Source organism: Mycobacterium appelbergii, from assembly GCF_032883035.1.
Classification (GTDB): domain Bacteria; phylum Actinomycetota; class Actinomycetes; order Mycobacteriales; family Mycobacteriaceae; genus Mycobacterium; species Mycobacterium appelbergii.
Genome location: NZ_JAMQTH010000001.1, coordinates 67,812 through 89,681 on the forward strand (window position 1 = coordinate 67,812; position 21,870 = coordinate 89,681).

Consider the following 21,870-nt stretch of genomic DNA (forward strand, 5'->3'; position numbering starts at 1 on the left):
TCCACACTTTTGATAAGTAAGGCGCATCCGCACGCCGCATGTCAAGGTTTTGCCATGATTGACTGTGTCGACGCTCACATCTAGAGTATTTCAAGGAATGGAGTTTTAGTTCCACGATGAGGAATTATTCTCAAGCAACGGAGAGCTGCCGATGACCGCCGACGCCCCCGAGCAGTCGCACCAACCCGATTTCGACCTGGTGGTCCGCGGCGAACGCACGCTGACGACGGCGGGAATCGTCGCCCGCGAGATCGGCATCCGCGACGGTCGCATCGTCGCGATCGAACCGCTGGGTAGCGGCCTCTCCGGCGCAGAGATCGTCGAACTCACCGACGAGCAGGTGATGATCCCCGGCTTGGTCGATACGCACGTGCACGTCAACGAACCGGGCCGCACCGAGTGGGAGGGCTTCGACTCCGCCACCCGCGCAGCGGCGGCGGGCGGTGTGACCACGCTGATCGACATGCCGCTCAACTCGATTCCGCCGACGGTGAACGTCGAAGCGCTCAACGCCAAGCGCGCGGCTGCATCGGGCAAGACACACATCGACGTCGGTTTCTGGGGCGGCGCGATCCCCGGCAACACCGACGATCTGCGCGGCCTGCACGACGATGGCGTGTTCGGCTTCAAATGCTTTCTGCTGCACTCCGGCGTCGACGAGTTCCCGCATCTCGACGCGGACGAGATGGAGAAGGACATGGCCGTGCTGGTCGGCTTCGACTCCATGATGATCGTGCACGCCGAGGACTCCCGCGCCATCGACCACGCTCCCACCGCCGAGGGGGATCGGTACGAACGCTTCCTCGCGTCGCGCCCGCGCGGCGCCGAGAACGTGGCGATCGCCGAGGTCATCGAACGCGCCCGGTGGACCGGTGCCCGTGCGCACATCCTGCACCTGTCGTCGTCGGACGCTCTGCCCATGATCGCGACTGCCAAGCGCGACGGCGTCAGGATCTCTGTCGAGACGTGCCCACACTATTTGACGCTGCTGGCTGAGGAAATCCCTAACGGCGCAACCGCGTTCAAATGCTGTCCGCCGATCCGGGAGGCGTCGAATCGGGAACTTCTGTGGCAGGGACTGCTCGACGGCACGATCGACTGCATCGTCTCTGACCACTCACCGTCGACGATCGATTTGAAGGACGTCGAGAACGGCGACTTCGGCGTTGCATGGGGCGGCGTCGCGTCGCTGCAACTCGGCCTGTCGTTGATCTGGACCGAGGCCAAGCGTCGCGGTATAGACCTCCCGCAGGTGATCGAGTGGATGGCGGCCAACCCCGCCGCGCTCGCCGGTTTGAACAACAAGGGCAAGATTGCGCTGGGCCGCGACGCCGATTTCGCGATCTTCGAGCCCGAGTCTGCCCAGGTCGTCGACGTGCACAAGCTGCACCACAAGAACCCGATCAGCCCGTACGACGGGCGCGCACTCGCCGGCGTCGTGAGGAGTACCTGGTTGCGCGGCAAGAAGATTGACTTCCAGACCCCGCAGGGCCGGATGCTGCGCCGCGGTGGCGTGTAGCGGTCCTACTCCTTCTCGCGCTCGGCGATCCCGTCGATGGCCGACTCCTCCAACCTGGTCCATTTTCATCGGGTTGCGAGAACGGCAGGGACGTTGACCGACAGTCGCTAGCGCAATCCCCAGGGCCGTAATTTCCAGGTCTTGGTGGCCAAGAAAAACTACATATCCGTCAATTCAACCTCGGATCCCCTGTTAATGTCCTGCGCCATGACTACGCCCCCCGCGCCGCCACCGGGCTGGTACCCCAACCCCTCAGGTGGTGCCGGGCGTCGGTATTGGGATGGTTCAGCATGGGGCCCGTTGGAACCCCAGCCGCTACAGCCGGCACCGATCCCCTCGCTAAGTCGGCCCAACGAAAGTCCGCCGCAGAAATCCCCACCGAACGTGGTCCAAAAGTGGTGGCAAGATGCCTCCCTCGCTAAGCGACTGCTGATGGTCGCAGTAGCCAGCGGCCTTCTGATCACAGTCCTGTCCGTGGTGGGCAGGACTCAACAACAGAAAAGCTGTCCCCTGCCACCAAGCGTGGGTGAGTTGCGTGACAACCGGTCGAGCCTGTCATTCTCTGATCTGGCTAGCGATTGGAATGAAGCGGGACGCGTGGGCCAGGAAGTGCGCGACGGCAAGTTCGCGTTCGTGGTGAGCCAAATCGACGCATGCATGGGCCAACCAGTCAAAGTCACAATCAAGGTGACGAACACCAGCGACGTACCTTGGACGTTCTCCGCGGATGACCAAGTCCTACTCAGAGAGCCACCGCGCTCAACCGGCGAGGTCCCAAAGGACGGATTCGGTTGCAGCCGCTGTGACGGCGAGGGAAAGGATTTGAACGTTAATCCCGGAGACTCGGTTGCGACCATAGTGCTGTTCGATATCCGAGGTGAAGATCCGGCCATCACTGCGGTAGAGGTACACGACTCCGGACTTTCCATGGGAGTCAAGGTCTTTCCGTGAGGGACTGATACCACAGTGACTGCCATGCGCGGCACTCGATCCACTCGCTGACATCGAACCGTTCGAGGGCTTGCCGGAGTCTTCTGCGTGCCTCTCGGCTGGGGCGGCGGATAGACGAGTACTTACCCACTGCGCTGCACCGCCTATTGCCGCGCCGACGGACCCGACGTGGTAGCCACCCTCACCGACACCGCCGACATCCAAGGCCTGCCGGCCAGGCCTGCATGTATGCGTGCTGGCGATGGGCTTGACGGTGCTCACCGAAAGTACTCAGATTGTTCACCGCTACAGGTCATCTCGGTTACACAGCCCACCCCGAACCCCGACCTCATCGGTGTATCAGGGCTCAGGACGCGCGTCGAAGACTTGCTCACTTGGTGGGACGGTGAGCCGGCCACATCGTCGGATTCCTCGGAGCGTCCAAGTTGTCGGTCGCCGCCTCCGACAACGTCTGCGAGGCCCGATCTCCTGAGATGGCTGTGCCCGCAAGTTTGCTCACCAACGGCGAGCTTTGGGTGGGCCCCCGGGAGGGCAGTTGAGGGCGTCTGCTGGCGGTTATCCCGCGTCCTGTGCCCGGTTGAACCTCATTCCGGCGCTCCGGCTTGAGCCACTCACGAGGCCCCACCGGCCAACGTTCACTCGAGGAGCCCTTCAAGTCGGCTGTGTGCGGCGACACCTCCGATACTCGCATTCATACGCGAAAGAAGTGCGATCGCTTTATTGCTGGTGGAGCTAAGCTCGTCTTCATGGGAGGGGTGTTGCGTGTCAACCCCGAATCGCTTCGCAAAGCTGCTCGGGCGCAGGCTGAAGTGGGCGAGTTCATCTCCGGCATCGGTGCCGGCCAGTCGATGACCAGTGCTGGCACCGGGGTATCGGGCCTGCTCAGCGAAGGGGCGTGTCAGTTCGCCAGCTCGGCTGTGGACACCGCGCTGGGTGCGGTTCACGAAGAATTGACCAAGCATTCCACCAACCTGTCGACCGCTGCCGATCACTACCACCGCATGGACACCGAACTCGGCCGTCGCCTACGCAAGTTCGCCCCATGACCGCCAGCGTGCGCACGTCGTGGTAGTGACGATTCCCCAGGTGCAGGCATCTCGACCCGAGACTCTGACCGCATCAGCCACCGAACTCGGACAAAAGGCGTCGGCTTTGGCAACCCAGATCGACAGTCACCGCGCCAACATCGACGGGTTGCGGTCGGGATGGCAAGGCGGCGCCTCCGACGCTGCGATCGCGAAAGCCCAACCCACCCTGGCGCGCATGCAACAGATCCATGAAGCCCTGACCCGGGCTCAAACCGCCCTGCAGGACGGCGGCACTGCACTCAGCCAGACCCGCACCAGCCTGATCGGGGCAGTCGACCAGCTGAAGACCCAGGGCTGGCAGGTCGCGCCCGACGGTACGGTATCGGTCCGCCCCGGAAGCCCCCTGGATCAGTACGCCAAGATCAGTCCGGCCAACGCCATGAAGCTTCAACAGCTGGCCGCCACCAACTCTCTGAACGTCAAGACGCAGCTGGCGAGCTTCGACACCACCGACCGGCAACTCAACCAGAACCTTCGTGGCGCTGTCGGAGGCCTAGACTCTGCGCCGCAGAAGTTCGGCCCAGGCGGAACCCCGCTCCCACAAGCTCCCTATGACACAGGCTCTGAGATCCCGGTGGGAAAAGACCCCAAGGACGTCAAGGAGTGGTGGAAGGCGCTCCCTCAGGACAAGAAAGACCAACTCCTGCGTGATTGGCCGGACAAATTGGGCAACCTCAACGGCATCCCAGTCGTCGACCGCGACAAAGCCAATCGGACCATCATGCAGCAGGACATCGATCGTCCCGCCGAGGTGGCCAAGTCCCGCGGCGTGACCAAAGAGGAAGTGCTGGCCCATCCCGAAAAATACGGCATGGCCGGAGCGATGATGGACCGCTACAACAACGCCCTCAAAGTTCAAGAGGCATTGACAAAGAACGCCGAGAGGACCGGTGCGCCCACGTTCCTTCAGGTGTATGAGCCGGAGAAGTTCAAGGGCGATGGCAGGGCGGCGATCGCCATGGGCGACCCCGACCACGCCGACAACACCGCGGTGGTTGTGCCGGGCACGGGAAACGATGTCGGCGCCGGTTGGCTGGGCGGTGACGACGCAGTCAATCTGTACAACGAGTCAAAGGCAGCCGATCGCGCCCATTCGACCGCAGTCGTTGCCTGGATGGGCTACGACGCCCCCGACAGCCTTATCGATCCGCGAATCGGGGCGACAGCTCTGGCTCACGAGGGCGGCCAGCTGCTGGCTGCAGATGTCAACGCCCTCAACACGACCCACGAAGGCAATGGGCATATGACGGTGCTCGGACACTCATATGGATCAACCACCGTGTCCGATGCCGCAGCCGGATACGGCATGCACACCGACGACGTGGTCCTCGTTGGGTGCCCCGGCACCGACATGGCCCACAGCGCGGCCGACTTCCACCTCAACGAGGGCGGACATCTTTATGTGGGAGCGGCCTCCAGTGACCCCATTACATTATTGGGTTCCGGAATCCCCCAGACGCCGGTGCCTGGCACCGGTTGGAGTGTCGCGCTCGGCGACGATCCGGCATTGGATGGATACGGTTCGACCCGGTTCAAAGCCGAAGTACCGGGATTTACCGCACCGTGGAGTGACCACAGCCAGTACTACGCTCCTAGCAGTGAATCGCTGTTCAGCATGTCCGACATCGTCTCCGGCCACGGCGACGCACTCGAACACGACGGCATGACCGCCCGGCACCGCATTCCCCAACTGTCAGGAGTTCCGGTGCTCAGCGACCCCGAAACATACCGCTCGGGCACATCCGGGCACACCCATCAATAGGACCGACAATCAGAAACTCGAGATGCCAAACACGAAGATGCACAACGCATACGCAAAACCGAAAGCGACCGTGGCTGCGATCGTGGCAGCGACTCTAGTTTCAGGATGTGGAGTAGTGAGCGGAATCATGAACGATGGCGTGTCGAACCCGATCACCCCGGAGCAATCGAGAGCCCAAGTCATCGATGCCGCCAAGGACATCGTCAGCATTCTCAACTTGCCGGTCGAGACGGCAATATTCTGGCGTTCCTCGTGCAACGACCAGGGCGAGGCGCCCTTCCGCGGGCGCATGAGAATTGCGTACCCGCTAGCCCCAAACTTTGAAGCGTCCGATGCAGAAGTGGCCCGGTGGGTCCAACAGCTTCAAACCAAAGGCTGGACACCCGATCCCAACGCGCATACCCACGGCACAGCGGTCGCGAAGAACAGCGTGGGGGCCACCTTCTGGCCGCAAAGTGTCAGCGACACCACCCGTAGCCTCGAACTGCTCGGCGAGTGCCGCGACGTCACCACCACGAAACAGACTGCGGGCGACAACGAACACATCGATCTCAGCTGAGCCTCAACAGACCGGCTACTTGAAGCCGCACAGCGCGCCTGCCAGGACCAGGCCTTCCCCCCGATCGAGTCCGGCGACGTGGCACTGAAGCTGATCACCCGCTCTCCGGCTGGAGACGTTCTGGAGAACAAGCCCATACGGTCCCACCGGTCGTCCATCGACCGTCTGGGCGAGCTCGCGAACGTCTGGCTCCACGGCGACGATAAGCAGATCAAACAGATTTCATACCGGGAGGAACCGGGCGACAGTAGCTACACGGTCGCTATTCGTAACCGTGGTGAGCGGGCTTGTTCTACCGAGACTTACGCCGCGCTGTCAAAATAGACGTGCTGCCTCGCGTCGAGCGTTAGCGCGAGCGCCAAGGTACGGCGCCGGCCAGTACCCCGAGTGTCGCTCCTAGCGCTGCGGGCAGTCCGCCGGCGAAGGAACCAATTACGACGCCACCGCCCGTCCCGAGACCTCCGGGCGCCGCCATCTGCCACCAGCGGTCCGATATCGACGACCTCTCGAGGCGGTGGGAGGTTGCGTCCAACTGTGCGCCCAGAAACGGTTTCCACCAAGTCGAAGAAAAGGACTCAACTGTCGAACTTGTCGTCACAAGCTCCCCCGGGGACTTGCGCCACCAACTCCCACACTTGTCGATCAGGCGCACTCCTCCGAGGCTGCCCACACAAACACAAAGGTCACGACCTCTTTCGAGTTCGTGACCTTAGTGCACGGAGTACGTTGAACTCCTCACTGTGGGCGAAGGGGGACTTGAACCCCCACGTCCCGAAGGACACTGGCACCTGAAGCCAGCGCGTCTGCCATTCCGCCACTCGCCCGAATGACCGAGGCAGCGTATCACTGCGTCGGCGCGGTTCCCAAACTACGTGAATGGCGGCCTCAGGATCGTCGAGATTCGCTGAGTGCCGTCAAGATCAGGTTACTGACCTGCAGCGATCGGATTCTCAGAGTTCTGTTGGTCCCGCAGAACGGTGCTTGCCCGATACCATGCATGTGAGCAGTGTGGCCAGAGCGACACGCGGTGGCAGCGGCCGCCGGAGTGGTCCTCCAACAACGACGGACGAAGGCGGGCGGTGGCATGGGTCTTGTTGACCGCATCGAACGCCGCCTCGAATCGACGGTCGGAGACGCGTTCGCCCGGGTCTTCGGTGGTTCCATCGTGCCGCAGGAAGTCGAGACCGCGTTGCGGCGGGAAGCCGAATCGGGGGCCCGCAGCATCGGTGCGGGTGGCCAGATTTTGGCGCCGAACGAGTACGTAATTACCCTCAGTGAGACTGACTATCAGAAGGTAAGCGCCGATACTGACTTGACCTCGACCACATTCGCCAAACATCTGGGGGGATTTATCCATGATCAGGGGTGGCAAACGTATGGTGATGTGGTCGTTAGATTCGAGCGATCACCGAACTTGCACACCGGACAGTTCCGCGCGCATGGCGCGGTCAACCCCGATTCAACCGCTGGCGAATCCGCGCGAGCCCATCGCGACCATGCGTTCACCGCAGAATCAGGAGAACCACCTATGACCGATAACCCGAATTACCGCGGCGGCCAAGGACCTGCGCGGCCAGGCGACGAGTATTACGACGACCGTTACGGGCGTCAGGACGATCAGCGCGGCGGCCAGTACCCGCCGGAGCAGGGCGGACAGTACCCACCCGAGCCCGGCGGCTATCCCCCGCGCGGCGGCGGCTACCCCGAGCAGGGTGGTTACCCGGAGCAGGGCGGCTATCCCGATCAAGGTGGTTACCCGGACCAGGGCGGCTATCCCGATCAAGGTGGTTACCCCGATCAGGGCGGCTACCCGGACCAGGGTGGCTACCCGCCGCAGTCCTACGAGCAGCGGCCGCCGGCGGCCGGTTACGGCCAGCCCCCGGGCGGCTATGACCAACCACCAGGCCGTGGATACGGGCAGCCGCCCGGCGGATATGGCCAGCAGCCCGGCTACGGCGCGGACTACGACCAGGGCCGCCAGGCTCCTCCCCCGGGACGTCACGACGACCCCGGCTACGGCCAGCGTGGTGGCTACCCGGAGCAGGGCGGCTACGGCGCACCTCCCGCAGCCCCGCCGTACGGTCGCCAGGACTACGGTCAGCAGCCCGACTACGGCCGTGGCTACGCGGAGCCGCAGCCCGGTGGCTACCCGGCTGAGCCCGGTTATGGCGAGCCGGCCGGACGGGACTACGACTACGGTCCTCAGGGCGGACAGCCCGGTTACGGCGGCGGCTACGGCGCCGGTGACTATCAGGCCGGTGGCGCGTCGGTCACACTGCAGCTCGACGACGGCAGCGGGCGCACCTATCAACTGCGTGAAGGCGCCAACGTGATCGGTCGCGGCCAGGACGCCCAGTTCCGGCTTCCGGATACCGGGGTGTCGCGTCGGCACCTGGAGATCCGGTGGGACGGCCAGGTGGCCCTGCTCGCAGACCTGAACTCGACCAACGGCACCACGGTGAACAACGCTCCGGTGCAGGAATGGCAGCTAGCCGACGGTGACGTGATCCGGCTGGGCCATTCCGAGATCATCGTGCGCGTGCACTGAGCGTCTCGGAACCGGACACACCGGGGTGGTAAGCAGGCAGCTTCACCCCCGCGCGAATCACCGTCCAAGTATCGTGACGTTGCCGACGGTCGCTGAACGCCAGCAACGGGACGGACATGGAGAGGACGCCAGATGCAGGGGTTAGTGCTGCAACTGACGCGCGTCGGCTTCCTGTTGTTGTTGTGGCTGTTCATCTGGTCGGTGCTGCGGATCCTGCGCACCGACATCTACGCGCCCACCGGCGCCGTGATGGTCCGCCGCGGGCTGGCATTACGCGGCTCGCTGCTGCCCAGCCGTCAACGGCGACATGTGGCCAGGCAACTGGTGGTCACCGAAGGTGCGCTGGCGGGCACCCGCATCACGCTGGGCGCCCAGCCGGTGCTGATCGGCCGAGCCGACGATTCGACGCTGGTACTCACCGATGACTACGCCTCGACGCGCCACGCCCGACTGTCGCCACGCGGCTCGGAGTGGTACGTCGAAGACCTAGGATCGACCAACGGCACATACCTTGACAGGGCGAAGGTGACAACAGCGGTAAGGGTTTCCATTGGAACGCCGGTGCGAATCGGCAAGACGGTAATCGAGCTACGCCCGTGAGGCCGCGCACGCGAGGAGCAGAAATGCATGCGCGCACGCGAGGAGCAGAATGAGCCTCGTCCTTCGATACGCCGCCCGAAGTGATCGCGGCCTGGTCCGCTCCAACAATGAGGACTCCGTGTATGCGGGCGCCCGACTGTTGGCGCTGGCGGACGGCATGGGCGGGCACGCTGCCGGTGAGGTGGCCTCCCAGCTCGTCATCGCGGCGCTGGCCCACCTCGATGACGACGAGCCCGGCGGCGATCTGCTGAGCAAGCTCGACGCCGCAGTCGCCGAAGGCAATTCCGCGATCGCAGCGCATGTCGAGGCCGACCCCGAGCTCGACGGCATGGGCACCACGCTGACCGCGATCCTGTTCGCGGGCAATCGGCTGGGCCTGGTCCATATCGGCGACTCCAGGGGCTACCTGCTGCGCGACGGTGAACTCAACCAGATCACCAAAGACGACACGTTCGTCCAGACGCTGGTCGACGAGGGCCGGATCACCGCCGAAGAGGCGCACAGCCACCCGCAACGGTCACTGATCATGCGGGCACTGACCGGTCACGAGGTCGAGCCGACGCTGATCATGCGCGAGGCCAAGGCCGGCGACCGCTACCTGCTGTGCTCCGACGGCCTGTCCGATCCGGTCAGCCACGAGACCATCCATGAGGCACTGCAGCTCGAGGATGTGGCCGAAAGCGCTGACCGGCTCATCGAATTGGCGTTGCGGGGCGGTGGTCCCGACAACGTGACCGTGGTGGTCGCCGACGTCGTGGACTATGACTACGGCCAGACCCAGCCGATCCTGGCCGGTGCGGTCTCCGGCCAGGACGACGACACCATCCCGCCCAACACGTCTGCCGGACGCGCCTCGGCCTTCAATCCGCGCCGCAACGAGCCCAAACGCGTGGTGCCCCAACCCGCCGAGGAAGCCCGCAAGCCCCGGTCGCGGCGCCGGTTCGTCATCGCCGCGGTGTTGCTCGTGCTGGTGGCGCTGGCCGGGCTCGCAATCGGCCGGGAGATCATCCGCAACAACTACTACGTCGCCGAGCACAACGGCACCGTCTCGATCATGCGCGGCGTGCAGGGGTCCTTCCTCGGCTATTCGCTGCAGGAGCCGTACCGGCTCGGCTGCCTCAACTCGCGCAACGAACTCTCCCTGATCGGCGCGGACGAGAACCACGAGAACCTGGACTGCCGGTTGATGGCGGTCGACGACATGCGCCCGTCCGAGCGCGCCCAGGTGGTCGCGGGGCTGCCCGGCGGAACGCTCGACGAGGCTTTCGGGCAGATCGGCGAGCTAGCCCGCAGTTCGGTGCTGCCCGTGTGCGCACCCCGCACCCCGACCACCACCCCGACCACGACCCCGCCGCCGCGACCGCCGACCTCGGCGCCGGCCCCTGAGCCCAGTGCGCGCGCGCCGGGCGACACACCGGCGCCGGAAACCCCGACCACCGTGACCGCCCCGGTACCACCGCCTCCGCCACCCTCTCCGACCGTCACCGCACTGCCTCCCCCGCCACCGCAACCGGGGACGAACTGCCGGGCGGTGTCATGACGACACAACCCCAGTCGCCGGTTACCGTCATGCCGCCGCTACCCAATCGGCGGAATGCGGAACTGTTGCTGCTGGGGTTCGCGGCGTTCATCACCACGGTCGCGCTGCTCATCGTCGAGGTCAATCAGGAGCAGGGCCTGAGCTGGGATCTGGCCCGGTACGCGGTCGCCTATCTGGCGCTGTTCGGGTGCGCGCACCTGGCGGTGCGGCGCTTCGCACCGTATGCCGACCCGCTGCTGCTGCCGGTGGTCGCACTGCTGAACGGGCTGGGCCTGGTGATGATCCACCGCCTCGACCTGGCGGAGGGCCAGATGGCCACCGACGGCGTCGGCGGCTCTGCCAACCAGCAGATGCTGTGGACACTGCTTGGCGTGGTGGCGTTCTCACTGGTGGTGGTGTTCCTGCACGATCACCGGATGCTGGCCCGCTACGGCTATGTCTGTGGCCTGAGCGGCCTTGTGCTGCTGGTGATTCCAGCCCTGCTACCGGCGAAGTACTCCGAACAGTACGGCGCCAAGATCTGGATCCAGTTCCCCGGCTTCTCCATCCAGCCTGCGGAGTTCTCCAAGATCCTGCTGCTCATCTTCTTCGCGGCCGTGCTGGTGGACAAGCGTGAGCTGTTCACCAGTGCGGGCAAGCATGTGTTCGGCATGGATCTCCCCCGCCCCCGCGACATGGCCCCGCTGCTGGTTGCGTGGGTGGCCTCGGTGGGTGTGATGGTCTTCGAAAAGGACCTGGGCACTTCGCTTCTGCTGTACGCCTCGTTCGTCGTACTGCTCTACGTCGCCACCGAACGGCTCAGCTGGGTGATCATCGGGCTGGCGCTGTTCGCAGCGGGAAGTATTGCGGCGTACCAGATCTTCGGCCACGTGCAGGTGCGCGTGCAGAATTGGCTGGACCCGTTTGCCGACCCCGAAGGCGCCGGATACCAGATGGTGCAGTCGCTGTTCAGCTTCGCCACCGGTGGCATCTTCGGCACCGGCCTCGGCAACGGCCAGCCCGGCACCGTCCCGGCCGCAGCCACCGATTTCATCGTCGCCGCAATCGGTGAAGAGCTCGGATTGGTCGGTCTGGCAGGCGTTCTCATGCTCTACACGATCTTGATCATCCGGGGCCTGCGCACTGCGATCGCGGTTCGTGACAGCTTCGGCAAGCTGCTCGCCGCGGGGCTGGCCTCGACGCTGGCCATCCAGCTGTTCATCGTCGTCGGCGGCGTCACCCGGCTGATCCCGCTGACCGGCCTGACCACGCCGTGGATGTCCTACGGCGGATCGTCCCTGCTGGCCAACTATGTGCTGCTCGCGATCCTGGTGCGGATCTCGCATGTGGCGCGCCGGCCCATCACCAACACCAGGCCGCCGAGTGCGACCCCGATCGCGGCGGCCAGCACCGAGGTGATCGAGAAGGTATGAACACCTCGCTGCGCCGGGTTTCCGTCACGATCATGGTGCTGATCGTGCTGTTGTTGGCCAATGCCACCATGACCCAGGTCTTCACCGCCGACGGTCTCCGGTCGGATCCGCGGAACCAGCGGGTGCTGCTCGACGAGTACTCGCGCCAGCGCGGCCAGATCACCGCGGGCGGCCAGATGCTGGCCAACTCCGTTGCGACCGACGGCCGTTTCCGCTTCCTGCGGGTCTACCCCAACCCGGAGACCTATGCCCCGGTCACCGGGTTCTACTCGCTGGCCTACTCGAGCACCGGGTTGGAGCGCGCCGAGGACACCATCCTCAACGGCTCCGACGAGCGGCTGTTCGGCCGCCGGTTGGCCGATTTCTTCACCGGCCGCGATCCACGTGGCGGCAACGTCGACACCACGATCAAACCGCAGGTGCAGCAAGCCGCCTGGGACGCGATGCAGTCCGGCTGCGACGGGCCGTGCAAGGGTTCGGTGGTGGCCCTTGAGCCGTCGACCGGCAAGATCCTGGCCATGGTGTCGGCGCCGTCGTACGACCCCAACCTGTTGGCCACCCATGACCTGGAGGCTCAGACCGCGGCGTGGCAGCAGCTCCGGGACAACTCCGGGTCGCCACTGCTCAACCGCGCCATCGCCGAGACCTATCCCCCCGGCTCCACGTTCAAGGTGATCACAACGGCCGCGGCCCTGCAGGCCGGGGCCACCCCCGCCACCCAACTCACGGCCGCGCCCAGGATCCCGCTGCCCGACAGCACCGCGACGCTGGAGAACTTCGGCGGGCAGCCGTGCGGGTCAGGACCGTCGGCATCGCTGCACGACGCGTTCGCGAAGTCCTGCAACACCGCGTTCGTGCAGCTGGGCATCGACACCGGGGCCGACCGACTCAGGAGTACGGCCCAGGCGTTCGGACTGGACACCCCACCACCAACCATCCCGCTGCAGGTGGCCGAATCGACCACCGGGCCGATCGAGGATGCCGCTGCGCTGGGCATGTCCAGCATCGGTCAGCGCGACGTCGCGCTGACGCCCTTGCAGAATGCACAGGTAGCGGCCACGATCGCCAACGACGGCATCGCCATGCGGCCTTATTTGGTGGAGAGCCTGAAGGGGCCCGACTTGAGCACGATCAGCACGACCTCGCCCGTCCAAGAGCGGCGGGCAGTGTCACCCCAGGTCGCAGCTACACTTACGGATTTGATGGTCGCCGCCGAGCAGGTGACTCAGCAGAAGGGAGCCATCGCCGGCGTGCAGATCGCTTCGAAGACCGGTACGGCAGAGCACGGGACTGACCCCCGCAACACTCCGCCGCATGCCTGGTACATCGCCTTTGCACCGGCCCAAGACCCCAAGGTCGCGGTCGCGGTGTTGGTCGAGGACGGCGGCGACCGGTTGTCGGCCACCGGCGGCGCACTGGCCGCCCCAATCGGACGCGCCACCATTGCGGCGGCGTTGCGGGAGGGTTCATGAGTCCCCGGGTTGGAGTCACACTGTCGGGTCGGTACCGGCTGCAGCGACTCATCGCCACCGGCGGCATGGGTCAGGTGTGGGAGGCCGTCGACTCACGGCTGGGCCGCCGGGTTGCGGTGAAGGTGCTCAAGGCGGAGTTCTCCACCGACGCCGAGTTCGTCGAACGGTTCCGGGCCGAGGCCCGCACCGTGGCCATGCTGAACCACCCCGGCATCGCGAGCGTCTACGACTACGGCGAGACCGACATGGACGGCGAGGGCCGCACCGCGTATCTGGTGATGGAGCTCGTCAACGGTGAGCCGCTGAACTCGGTGATCAAACGCACCGGGCGACTGTCGCTGCGCCACGCCCTTGACATGCTGGAGCAGACCGGGCGCGCACTGCAGGTGGCCCACACCGCCGGGCTGGTGCACCGCGACGTGAAGCCGGGCAACATCCTGATCACCCCGACCGGTCAGGTCAAGCTCACCGACTTCGGCATCGCGAAGGCCGTCGACGCCGCCCCGGTCACCCAGACCGGCATGGTGATGGGCACCGCCCAGTACATCGCCCCGGAACAGGCGCTGGGCCATGACGCGACCGCGGCCAGTGACGTATACGCGCTGGGAGTCGTTGGCTACGAATCGGTTTCGGGCAAGCGTCCGTTCACCGGTGACGGTGCGCTGACCGTGGCGATGAAGCACATCAAGGAGACCCCGCCGCCGCTGCCCGCCGATCTTCCGCCCAATGTGCGGGAGCTGATCGAGATCACCCTGGTGAAGAACCCGGGCATGCGCTACAAGTCGGGCGGTCCGTTCGCCGACGCGGTCGCCGCGGTGCGCTCGGGCCGTCGTCCACCGCGTCCCAATCAGGCACCCACCCTCGGCCGGGCCACCCCGGCGGCGGTGCCGTCGGCCGCACAGGCCCGTGCCGCGGCCGATCTCAGCGGCCGGGCACCGGTGACCTCGGCCACCCGGGCCAGGCCCACCGCAGGCAACCACCGTCCCCCGCCGGCGCGACGCACCTTCTCCTCCGGACAACGGGCGCTACTCTGGGCGGCCGGTGTCCTCGGCGCCCTGGCTATCGTCATTGCGATCCTGATCGTGCTCAACGCACAGGACCGCAAGGATCGCGATCAGTCACCGCCGCCCACCGTCACCGATACGGTGACCCAAACGACGCCGTACGAGACGCCTGGTGCGCACGCGAGGAGCGAATGGATGTCAGCGTTGCCCGCGCTCGGCGTCATTGAGATTGTGCCGCGGCCCCCCGCGGCACCAGAACAGATATTGCGATGACGACCCCTCAGCACCTCTCCGACCGGTATGAACTCGGCGAAATCCTCGGCTTCGGTGGCATGTCCGAAGTTCATCTGGCGCGCGACCTGCGCCTGCACCGCGATGTCGCTGTCAAGGTGCTGCGGGCCGACCTGGCCCGCGACCCCAGCTTCTACCTGCGTTTCCGCCGGGAAGCCCAGAACGCGGCCGCACTGAACCATCCGGCGATCGTCGCGGTGTACGACACCGGGGAGGCCGAGACACCCAACGGGCCGCTGCCCTACATCGTGATGGAGTACGTCGACGGTGTGACGTTGCGCGACATCGTGCACACCGAAGGGCCGATGACCCCCACCCGGGCCATCGAGGTGATCGCCGATGCCTGCCAGGCGCTGAACTTCAGCCATCAGCACGGCATCATCCACCGCGACGTCAAGCCTGCCAACATCATGATCAGCAAGAACAACGCTGTGAAGGTGATGGACTTCGGCATCGCCAGGGCGCTGGCCGACACCAACAGCGTCACCCAAACCTCGGCCGTGATCGGCACCGCCCAGTACCTGTCGCCGGAGCAGGCCAGCGGTCAATCGGTCGACGCCCGCTCCGACGTCTACTCGCTGGGCTGCGTTCTTTACGAAATGCTCACGGGCGAACCACCTTTCGTCGGAGACACCCCGGTCGCCGTCGCCTACCAGCATGTCCGCGAAGACCCGATCCCGCCTTCGCAGCGCCATGACGGCATCGCCCCGGAACTCGACGCCGTGGTGCTCAAGGCGCTGGCCAAGAACCCCGACAACCGCTACCAGTCCGCGGCAGAGATGCGCGCCGACCTGGTCCGGGTGCACGCAGGCGAGGCCCCCGACGCGCCCAAGGTGCTGACCGACGCCGAGCGGACGTCGATGATGGCGGCGCCGCCGCCGATGAACCCCGGCGGCGTAACGCAGCACATGCCCACCCAGCGCCCTCCCAGCATCCAGCCGCGGCCCCGCAACACCTCGGTGGCCCGCTGGCTGATCGCCGTGGCTGTGCTCGCGGTGCTGACCGTGGTGGTGACGGTCGCGATCAACATGATCGGCGGCAGCCCACGGGACGTGCAGGTGCCCGATGTCAGTGGGCAGAACGCCGCCGACGCCACCGCCGCGCTACAGAATCGCGGCTTCAAGACCCGCGAGGAGCGCCGCCCGGACAACACGGTGCCGCCGAACGACGTGATCAGTACCGATCCGGCCGCCGACAGCACGGTGGACGCGGGGGATCTGATCACCATCAACGTCTCGACCGGACCGGAGCAGCGGGAGGTTCCCAGCGTGGCCGGGCTGACTCCGTCGCAGGCGCGCTCAAAGCTCAAGGATTCCGGATTCGAGAAGGTCAAGGAATCACCCAGCCCGTCGACGCCGGAGCAGAAAGGCCGGGTGCTGGCCACCAGCCCGCCCGCCAATCAGTTCGCGGCGATCACCAACGAGATCACCATCGTGGTGGGCTCAGGGCCGGAGAGCATGGCGGTGCCTGACTGCGTCGGCCAGACCTCCGACGTGTGCAAGCAGATCCTCACCGCGTCGGGCTTCCTGAACACCGTGGCCATCGACGTCGACAACATCGCACCCTCCGGACAGGTGGTGGACACCGAACCGGTTGCGGGTCAGTCGGTGCCCAAGGACGCCGTGATCCAGATCCACGTATCCCGCGGCAACCAGTTCGTCATGCCCAATCTCGTCGGCCAGTTCTGGGATGACGCGTATCCGCGCCTGACGGCACTCGGCTGGACCGGGGTGCTCGACAAGGGCGCGAACGTCGACAACAGCGGTCAGCGCACCAACGCGGTGGTTTCGCAGAACCCGCCTGCCGGTGCCGGGGTGAACCGCGACGCGCGGATCACGCTGAATTTCGCGTCGTAGCCGCCGTGACCGCGCGGGCGACTTCGCTCTCGAGGGTCCGCACCAGGTTCTCGTCCGGGGCGGCACCGCAGTAGCCGAGCCAGTTGGCCAGCATGCGGTGCCCGCCCTCGGTCAGGATCGACTCGGGATGGAACTGCACCCCGTGGATCGGCAGCTCGAGGTGGCGCACCGCCATGATGACGCCGCCATCTGTTCTCGCCGTGACCTCCAGGTCCGCAGGCAAGGTCTCCGGCAGGATGGTCAGCGAGTGATACCGCGTGGCGGTGAAAGGATCCGAAAGTCCTTTCAGCACACCGGTATCGCTGTGGTGGACGACGCTGGTCTTGCCGTGCAGCAGTTCCGGGGCCCGGTCGACGGTTCCACCGAACGCCACGCCGATGGCCTGGTGTCCCAGGCAGACGCCCAGTAGGGGAGTGCGCGCTTCAGCGCACGCGCGCACCAGCGGTATGGACGCGCCCGCCCGTTCGGGAGTGCCCGGTCCCGGGCTGAGCAGCACACCGTCGAACTCGGCGGCGGCCTTGGCGATGTCGGCGTCGGTGCCCAACCGCTCGTCGTCGTTGCGCCAGACCTGCGCGTCCACCCCGAGTTGGCCCAGGTACTGGACCAGGTTGAACACGAAGCTGTCGTAGTTGTCGACGACCAGGATCTGCATCGGCCCAGGTTACCGGCTCAATAGCCGATGGGCCCGACGGGTTTGGCGTAACGCATGCGGACCGGTTCGGTGTGGCCCGTCAGTTCGACCTCCGCACGGGGCTCTTCGAGGTAGCCCAGCCCGAATCGCACCACGTACTGCTTGTAGAGCGTCACCAGCGGGGCGGCGGCCAGCGCCGCCTGCATGGCGGGCGCGTCGCCGATCGCGGTGATCACATACGGCGGGCTGTAGGTGCGGCCGTTGAGCAGCAGGGTGTTGCCGACGCAGCGGGGTGCCGAGGTGGCGATGATGCGCTGGTCCTGCATCTGGATGCCTTCGGCTCCCGCGCTCCACAGGGCGTTGAGCACGGCCTGGATGTCCTGCTGGTGTACCACGAGGTCATCGGGGGCGGCATCGCCCGGGAAGCGGCCCTGGGCGTCGCGCTGGGCGTCGTTGAGGGTGACGACCAGGCCCGGCCCACGCTCTGCCTCCAGACCGGCGCTGGTGACCAGCGCGGCGGTGCGTTCATTGATCGCGGCGAGGGCGGCGTGCGACCCGGGGGAGCTGCCGTGGTGACTGTCGATCGCGGTCGACAGCGAATCCCGCTGCACGCTCAGCCGGTCGACCGACTGCTGGGCTTCGCGCACCAGGTCGACCAGGCGCGGCGAATCACTCCGGCGAATCTCGTCACCACCGGAGACACCGTGCGTGGCGGCCAGCAGCAGGCCTGCGAGCAGGCACACCACGGGTACGCCGAACCGCCACCTGGAGCGACTGTCCTGGTCCATCGATTTCTCTCCTGGACGTGCAGCTACGTTAGTCTCGTGAAGCATCCTGCTTCATCGTCGCACCGTGTGACGCCGACTGTCCGCGAAGGTACTCATGCCCAAGTCCAAAGTCCGCAAAAAGAACGATTTCACCATCAAGCCGGTGAGCCGGACCCCGGTCAAGGTTAAAGCCGGACCGTCCAGCGTCTGGTTCATCGCGCTGTTCATCGGCCTCATGCTGTTCGGGCTGATCTGGCTGCTGGTGTTCCAGCTCGCTGCGACCAATCCGATCGACACGCCGTCATTCCTTCAGTGGATGGCCGACCTCGGTCCGTGGAACTACGCGATCGCCTTTGCTTTCATGATCAGCGGTCTGTTGCTCACCATGCGCTGGCGCTGACCCGCCCGGACACCATAATGAATTCATCTTACGTTCTTGGCTTTACCCATTTAGCAACGCGGCGCCCATCCAATGACATCGATGTTATTCATCCCCATTGGGGATAGCACTTGTGGATAACTTCATTAGCCACGGTAAGAGGGTGTGAACAGTCTGTGCAGCAAACTCACTGGAGCCCCCCGACGTTTGGAATCGCAGGTTGTGGCATAGCCGGACTTATGATGGCTATTGCAGCTGTGACCATGATCACAGAGGGGCCCGGACGTGTTATTGCCGGCGTAGCCGCGGTGGGATTGCTCACGTTTGCAACGGTCTCGTGGCGGGCCCGCCCAAAACTGGCAATCACCGAAGACGGTCTCACTGTCGGCGGCTGGCGGCGTGCCCGCACGCTACGGCGCAATGAGATCCAGGCCATCCGAATCACCGAGTTCCGGCGAATCGGCCGCAAGACGCGCCTGCTGGAGATCGACACCGTCGACGACCGGCTACTGGTGTTCACCCGTTGGGATTTGGGGACCGACCCGGTGAGCGTCCTGGACGCCCTCACCGCGGCCGGTTACTAGAAGCACCTCCACACACGACGCGACGCCCCCGCGTACGGGGACGTCGCGTCTGTAGGGGCTTGGGGGTCAGGCCACGGTGATCGACTCGATCACTACCGGCTCGGCCGGCCGGTCGCCGCGATCGGTGGCCGTGGTCGCGATGGCGTCGACGACCTTCTGGGACTCCGGATCGACGACCTCACCGAAAATGGTGTGCTTGCGGGTGAGGTGCGGGGTCTTGCCCACCGTGATGAAGAACTGCGACCCGTTTGTACCCGGACCGGCATTGGCCATGGCCAACAGGTAGGGCTTGTCGAACTGCAGTTCCGGGTGGAACTCGTCGGCGAACTGGTAGCCCGGGCCGCCGCGGCCGGTGCCCGTCGGGTCACCGCCCTGAATCATGAAGCCGTCGATCACCCGGTGGAAGATCGTGCCGTCGTAGAACGGACCTGACGTGCCGCCCGACGCGTTCTCGGTGCTGTAGTCCTTGGTGCCCTGCGCCAAACCGACGAAGTTGGCCACGGTCTTGGGAGCGTGGTTTCCGAACAGTGCGATCTTGATATCGCCGCGGTTGGTGTGCAGGGTCGCCGTCGCGGTCTGAATGGGGCTCGTCACGGGATGCAAGTCTGCCATCTCGGTCTGATGGACAGATCGGGGGCCCACCGACGTCCGCCAGTTACCCCCGTACGCCCGCGGAGATGGCAGTCTGGATTGCAGTTCCTACCCGTAGGCCTGAAAGGTGCGAGATGAGCGTGAACGCCGATGCCCGGTTGGCTCCCCGTCAACGACTTACCCGAGGGTTGAAGTACACCGCCGTCGGCCCGGTCGACATCACGCGCGGCGTGGTGGGACTCGGCGCGAACACCGCGCAGGCGACCGCCGCCGGGCTACGCAAGCGCTATCAGTCCGGAAAGCTCAGCCGCCAGCTCGCGGCCGCGGCCGGAGCGGTCGCCGCGCTGCCCGAGGTGCTGCACGATGCCGCCAACCCGCCCAAGCGCCGCCGCCGCCGTCCGCTGCTCATCGCCGCGGTGAGTGCGGCGGTACTCGCCGGTGGCGCGGTCACGTTCTCGATCATCCGGCGCTCGCGGCGACCCGAGCCGCCGTCACCTCTGCCGCCCAGTGTGGACGTCACACCGCGGCCATAGCCTCAACACATCTCGCCGACGGGACTGAGCGTGCCGGCCACGACCGACTGCACGATCTCCTGACTGCGCACGGCGATGTTGGACAACAGGGACGACGTCAGTCCGTGGGTGTGCTCGGTATTGCCCTGGATGTAGAGGCCTCCGGCCGTGGCCGGCACCGTGGAGAGCTGGTAATCGCGGGACACCACGGGTTGGCCACCGTCGTCGAGCACCAGGGCCCGGTAGAGATCGCCGAGAATACCGTCGAGCCGGGCCGGTAGGAACCCGGTCGCGTAAACGACGGCGTCGCATTCGATTTCATCGACCGTGCCGGTCGGGTGGTGCAGGATCTGCACTTTGACGTCGTCGTCGGTCTCTTCCGTGTGCTGCACGCTCGATGCGCCGCGCACGAACAGCCGGCGACGTCCGGCGACCCGCTCGGCATATTCGCGGGCGTAGAGCTCCTCGATCAACGGCAGGTCGACAGCCGAGTAGTTCGTGCTGCGGTGGTAGTTGATCAGCTGCCGGCGCACGCCCGGGTCGGCGACATAGAAGTCGTCCACCGCGTCGGGATCGAAAACGCGGTTCGCGTAGGGACTGTCGTCGGCCGGGCTGTAGCCGTACTTGGCGAAAACGCCGTGCACTTCGGTCGACGGCGACAGGTCGTGGAGATAGGCGCACACTTCGGCGGCGCTCTGCCCGGCGCCGACGACCACGTACCGGTTGTGCCGCGGAGCAGGCATCGCCTCCAGATCGTGCAGGAGACCGTGGTTGTGGATCTGGCGCCGTGAGCGGGTCACGCCCGGCGGCAATTGCGGATGCAGACCGCCTGCGATGACGACATTGTTTGCCCGCAGGATTCCCTCATGTGCGCCGGTGACCTCGACGTCGAATGCCCCGTCGACGTCACGGACCGAGGTCACCCTCGAGCCGTAGCGCACCGTGGCAGCCACCTTGTCCGCAGCCCAGGCCAGGTAGTCGTGAAATTCCAGCCGCGTGGGGAAGAACGTTTGGTAGTTGATGAACTCGGTGAGCCGTCGCCGCTCGGTGAGATAGTTCAGAAACGTGAACGCACTTTGCGGATTTCGTTGTGTGACGAGATCTTTCAAGAACGAGATCTGCATCGTGGTCCCGGGGATCAGCATCCCCATGTGCCAGCCGAATTCCGGCTTCACCTCGACAAACTCGGCGCGTATCGGCCGAGCGTCGCCTCGATTTTCGTTGTACTCGCGAATGGCGATCGCCAGAGCGAGGTTGGACGGGCCGAAACCGACGCCGACGAGGTCGAGCGCTGAATCATTGCCGTTATGGCGGTAATTGCCGTTGGTTGACATCACACCCGTCCCAGAATCTGATCGGCCGCCCCGGGCACGGGCGCGGCCGCGTCTGCCCCGATCGCCACGATGCGGTTAGTGGAGTCCACGTGCACCACCTTCGGCTGATGCGCAGCGCGCTCAGCCTCGTCGAGTTGGACGAACGACATGATGATGACCAGGTTGGACGGTGAGATCAGATGTGCGGCCGCACCATTGATGCCGATGACGCCCGAACCACGCGTTCCGGTGATGGCGTAGGTGATCAGACGCGCACCGCTGGTGATGTCGACGACGTGAACCTGTTCGCCTTCGACGATGTCGGCAGAGTCCATCAGATCCGCGTCGATCGTGATCGAACCCACATAGTGCAGATCTGCCTGAGTCACCGTCGCCCGGTGAATCTTGCTTCCGAGAATTTGTCGCTGCATCTCACCCCTCCGTTCGTGCAGTCGAATCGGTCTAGCTGATCAAGTCATCTCCCCACAGCT

20 protein-coding genes, 1 tRNA gene and 1 pseudogene are annotated in these 21,870 nt (G+C 65.4%); 16 read left to right on the forward strand and 6 right to left on the reverse strand.

All coding sequences use genetic code 11. The annotated features are described in order from the left end of the window. Window positions 1-151 precede the first annotated feature (151 nt). From allB to M1247_RS00345, 6 genes and pseudogenes are all read left to right on the forward strand, one after another. Window positions 152-1,519 (forward strand): allantoinase AllB, encoded by a 1,368-nt coding sequence (gene allB, locus M1247_RS00325; RefSeq protein ID WP_317154265.1) that lies wholly within the window; start codon window positions 152-154, stop codon window positions 1,517-1,519. Between the two features lie 207 nt (window positions 1,520-1,726). Further along, window positions 1,727-1,813: pseudogene (locus M1247_RS36370) on the forward strand (DUF2510 domain-containing protein); the annotation flags it as partial. A gap of 138 nt (window positions 1,814-1,951) precedes the next feature. Beyond that, on the forward strand, window positions 1,952-2,470 hold the full coding sequence (locus M1247_RS00330; RefSeq protein ID WP_317154266.1) for a DUF4352 domain-containing protein: 519 nt from the start codon (window positions 1,952-1,954) through the stop codon (window positions 2,468-2,470). 746 nt (window positions 2,471-3,216) lie between these two features. Further along, window positions 3,217-3,516, forward strand: coding sequence for a type VII secretion target (locus M1247_RS00335; RefSeq protein WP_317154267.1), 300 nt, complete (start codon window positions 3,217-3,219; stop codon window positions 3,514-3,516). 40 nt (window positions 3,517-3,556) lie between these two features. Beyond that, window positions 3,557-5,320, forward strand: coding sequence for an alpha/beta hydrolase (locus tag M1247_RS00340; protein ID WP_317154268.1), 1,764 nt, complete (start codon window positions 3,557-3,559; stop codon window positions 5,318-5,320). Window positions 5,321-5,447: 127 nt separating this feature from the next. Then, on the forward strand, window positions 5,448-5,879 hold the full coding sequence (locus tag M1247_RS00345; protein WP_317154269.1) for a lipoprotein LppJ family protein: 432 nt from the start codon (window positions 5,448-5,450) through the stop codon (window positions 5,877-5,879). Window positions 5,880-6,620: 741 nt separating this feature from the next. Here M1247_RS00345 and M1247_RS00350 read toward each other — a convergent pair. Further along, window positions 6,621-6,703, reverse strand: a tRNA-Leu gene (locus M1247_RS00350). A 260-nt stretch (window positions 6,704-6,963) separates the two neighbouring features. Here M1247_RS00350 and M1247_RS00355 point away from each other — a divergent pair. The 7 genes from M1247_RS00355 to pknB all read left to right on the forward strand — a co-directional run bounded on the left by M1247_RS00355 (window position 6,964) and on the right by pknB (window position 16,602). Further along, on the forward strand, window positions 6,964-8,427 hold the full coding sequence (locus tag M1247_RS00355) for an FhaA domain-containing protein (RefSeq protein WP_317154270.1): 1,464 nt from the start codon (window positions 6,964-6,966) through the stop codon (window positions 8,425-8,427). Window positions 8,428-8,559: 132 nt separating this feature from the next. Then, complete coding sequence (locus tag M1247_RS00360) at window positions 8,560-9,027, forward strand: FHA domain-containing protein FhaB/FipA (protein ID WP_317154271.1); 468 nt, start codon at window positions 8,560-8,562, stop codon at window positions 9,025-9,027. A gap of 49 nt (window positions 9,028-9,076) precedes the next feature. Next, window positions 9,077-10,567 carry a PP2C family protein-serine/threonine phosphatase gene (locus M1247_RS00365; protein ID WP_317154272.1) on the forward strand — a complete coding sequence of 497 codons (1,491 nt, stop codon included), beginning with the start codon at window positions 9,077-9,079 and terminating at the stop codon, window positions 10,565-10,567. Further along, window positions 10,564-11,979, forward strand: a complete 1,416-nt coding sequence (locus tag M1247_RS00370; RefSeq protein ID WP_317154273.1) for a peptidoglycan glycosyltransferase RodA — start codon at window positions 10,564-10,566, stop codon at window positions 11,977-11,979. The genes M1247_RS00365 and M1247_RS00370 overlap by 4 nt, the downstream gene beginning before the upstream one ends. After that, window positions 11,976-13,451, forward strand: a complete 1,476-nt coding sequence (gene pbpA / locus M1247_RS00375) for a D,D-transpeptidase PbpA (protein ID WP_317154274.1) — start codon at window positions 11,976-11,978, stop codon at window positions 13,449-13,451. Before M1247_RS00370 ends, pbpA begins: the two co-directional genes overlap by 4 nt. After that, a complete protein-coding gene (locus tag M1247_RS00380) occupies window positions 13,448-14,728 on the forward strand; it encodes a protein kinase domain-containing protein (protein WP_317154275.1) in 1,281 nt (426 codons plus the stop codon). The genes pbpA and M1247_RS00380 overlap by 4 nt, the downstream gene beginning before the upstream one ends. Then, a complete protein-coding gene (gene pknB, locus M1247_RS00385) occupies window positions 14,725-16,602 on the forward strand; it encodes a Stk1 family PASTA domain-containing Ser/Thr kinase (RefSeq protein ID WP_317154276.1) in 1,878 nt (625 codons plus the stop codon). Before M1247_RS00380 ends, pknB begins: the two co-directional genes overlap by 4 nt. Here pknB and M1247_RS00390 read toward each other — a convergent pair. Both M1247_RS00390 and M1247_RS00395 read right to left on the reverse strand, forming a co-directional pair. Continuing rightward, on the reverse strand, window positions 16,580-17,254 hold the full coding sequence (locus tag M1247_RS00390; RefSeq protein WP_317154277.1) for an aminodeoxychorismate/anthranilate synthase component II: 675 nt from the start codon (window positions 17,252-17,254) through the stop codon (window positions 16,580-16,582). The two genes, pknB and M1247_RS00390, sit on opposite strands and share 23 nt — an antisense overlap. Window positions 17,255-17,271: 17 nt before the next feature. Continuing rightward, on the reverse strand, window positions 17,272-18,021 hold the full coding sequence (locus M1247_RS00395) for a DUF881 domain-containing protein (RefSeq protein WP_317154278.1): 750 nt from the start codon (window positions 18,019-18,021) through the stop codon (window positions 17,272-17,274). A 94-nt stretch (window positions 18,022-18,115) separates the two neighbouring features. Between M1247_RS00395 and crgA the strand changes: the two genes are divergently transcribed. After that, window positions 18,116-18,400, forward strand: a complete 285-nt coding sequence (gene crgA, locus M1247_RS00400) for a cell division protein CrgA (RefSeq protein WP_317154279.1) — start codon at window positions 18,116-18,118, stop codon at window positions 18,398-18,400. Between the two features lie 155 nt (window positions 18,401-18,555). Continuing rightward, complete coding sequence (locus M1247_RS00405; protein ID WP_317154280.1) at window positions 18,556-18,963, forward strand: PH domain-containing protein; 408 nt, start codon at window positions 18,556-18,558, stop codon at window positions 18,961-18,963. Between the two features lie 66 nt (window positions 18,964-19,029). Here M1247_RS00405 and M1247_RS00410 read toward each other — a convergent pair whose 3' ends face one another. Then, on the reverse strand, window positions 19,030-19,575 hold the full coding sequence (locus M1247_RS00410; RefSeq protein ID WP_317154281.1) for a peptidylprolyl isomerase: 546 nt from the start codon (window positions 19,573-19,575) through the stop codon (window positions 19,030-19,032). A 113-nt stretch (window positions 19,576-19,688) separates the two neighbouring features. Between M1247_RS00410 and cwsA the strand changes: the two genes are divergently transcribed. Beyond that, complete coding sequence (gene cwsA, locus M1247_RS00415) at window positions 19,689-20,087, forward strand: cell wall synthesis protein CwsA (protein WP_317154282.1); 399 nt, start codon at window positions 19,689-19,691, stop codon at window positions 20,085-20,087. A gap of 2 nt (window positions 20,088-20,089) precedes the next feature. On the opposite strand, the gene M1247_RS00420 is transcribed toward cwsA, so the two are convergent. Next, a complete protein-coding gene (locus tag M1247_RS00420; RefSeq protein ID WP_317154283.1) occupies window positions 20,090-21,400 on the reverse strand; it encodes a lysine N(6)-hydroxylase/L-ornithine N(5)-oxygenase family protein in 1,311 nt (436 codons plus the stop codon). Next, window positions 21,400-21,810 carry an aspartate 1-decarboxylase gene (panD, locus tag M1247_RS00425; protein WP_317154284.1) on the reverse strand — a complete coding sequence of 137 codons (411 nt, stop codon included), beginning with the start codon at window positions 21,808-21,810 and terminating at the stop codon, window positions 21,400-21,402. The genes M1247_RS00420 and panD overlap by 1 nt, the downstream gene beginning before the upstream one ends. Window positions 21,811-21,870: the final 60 nt, after the last annotated feature.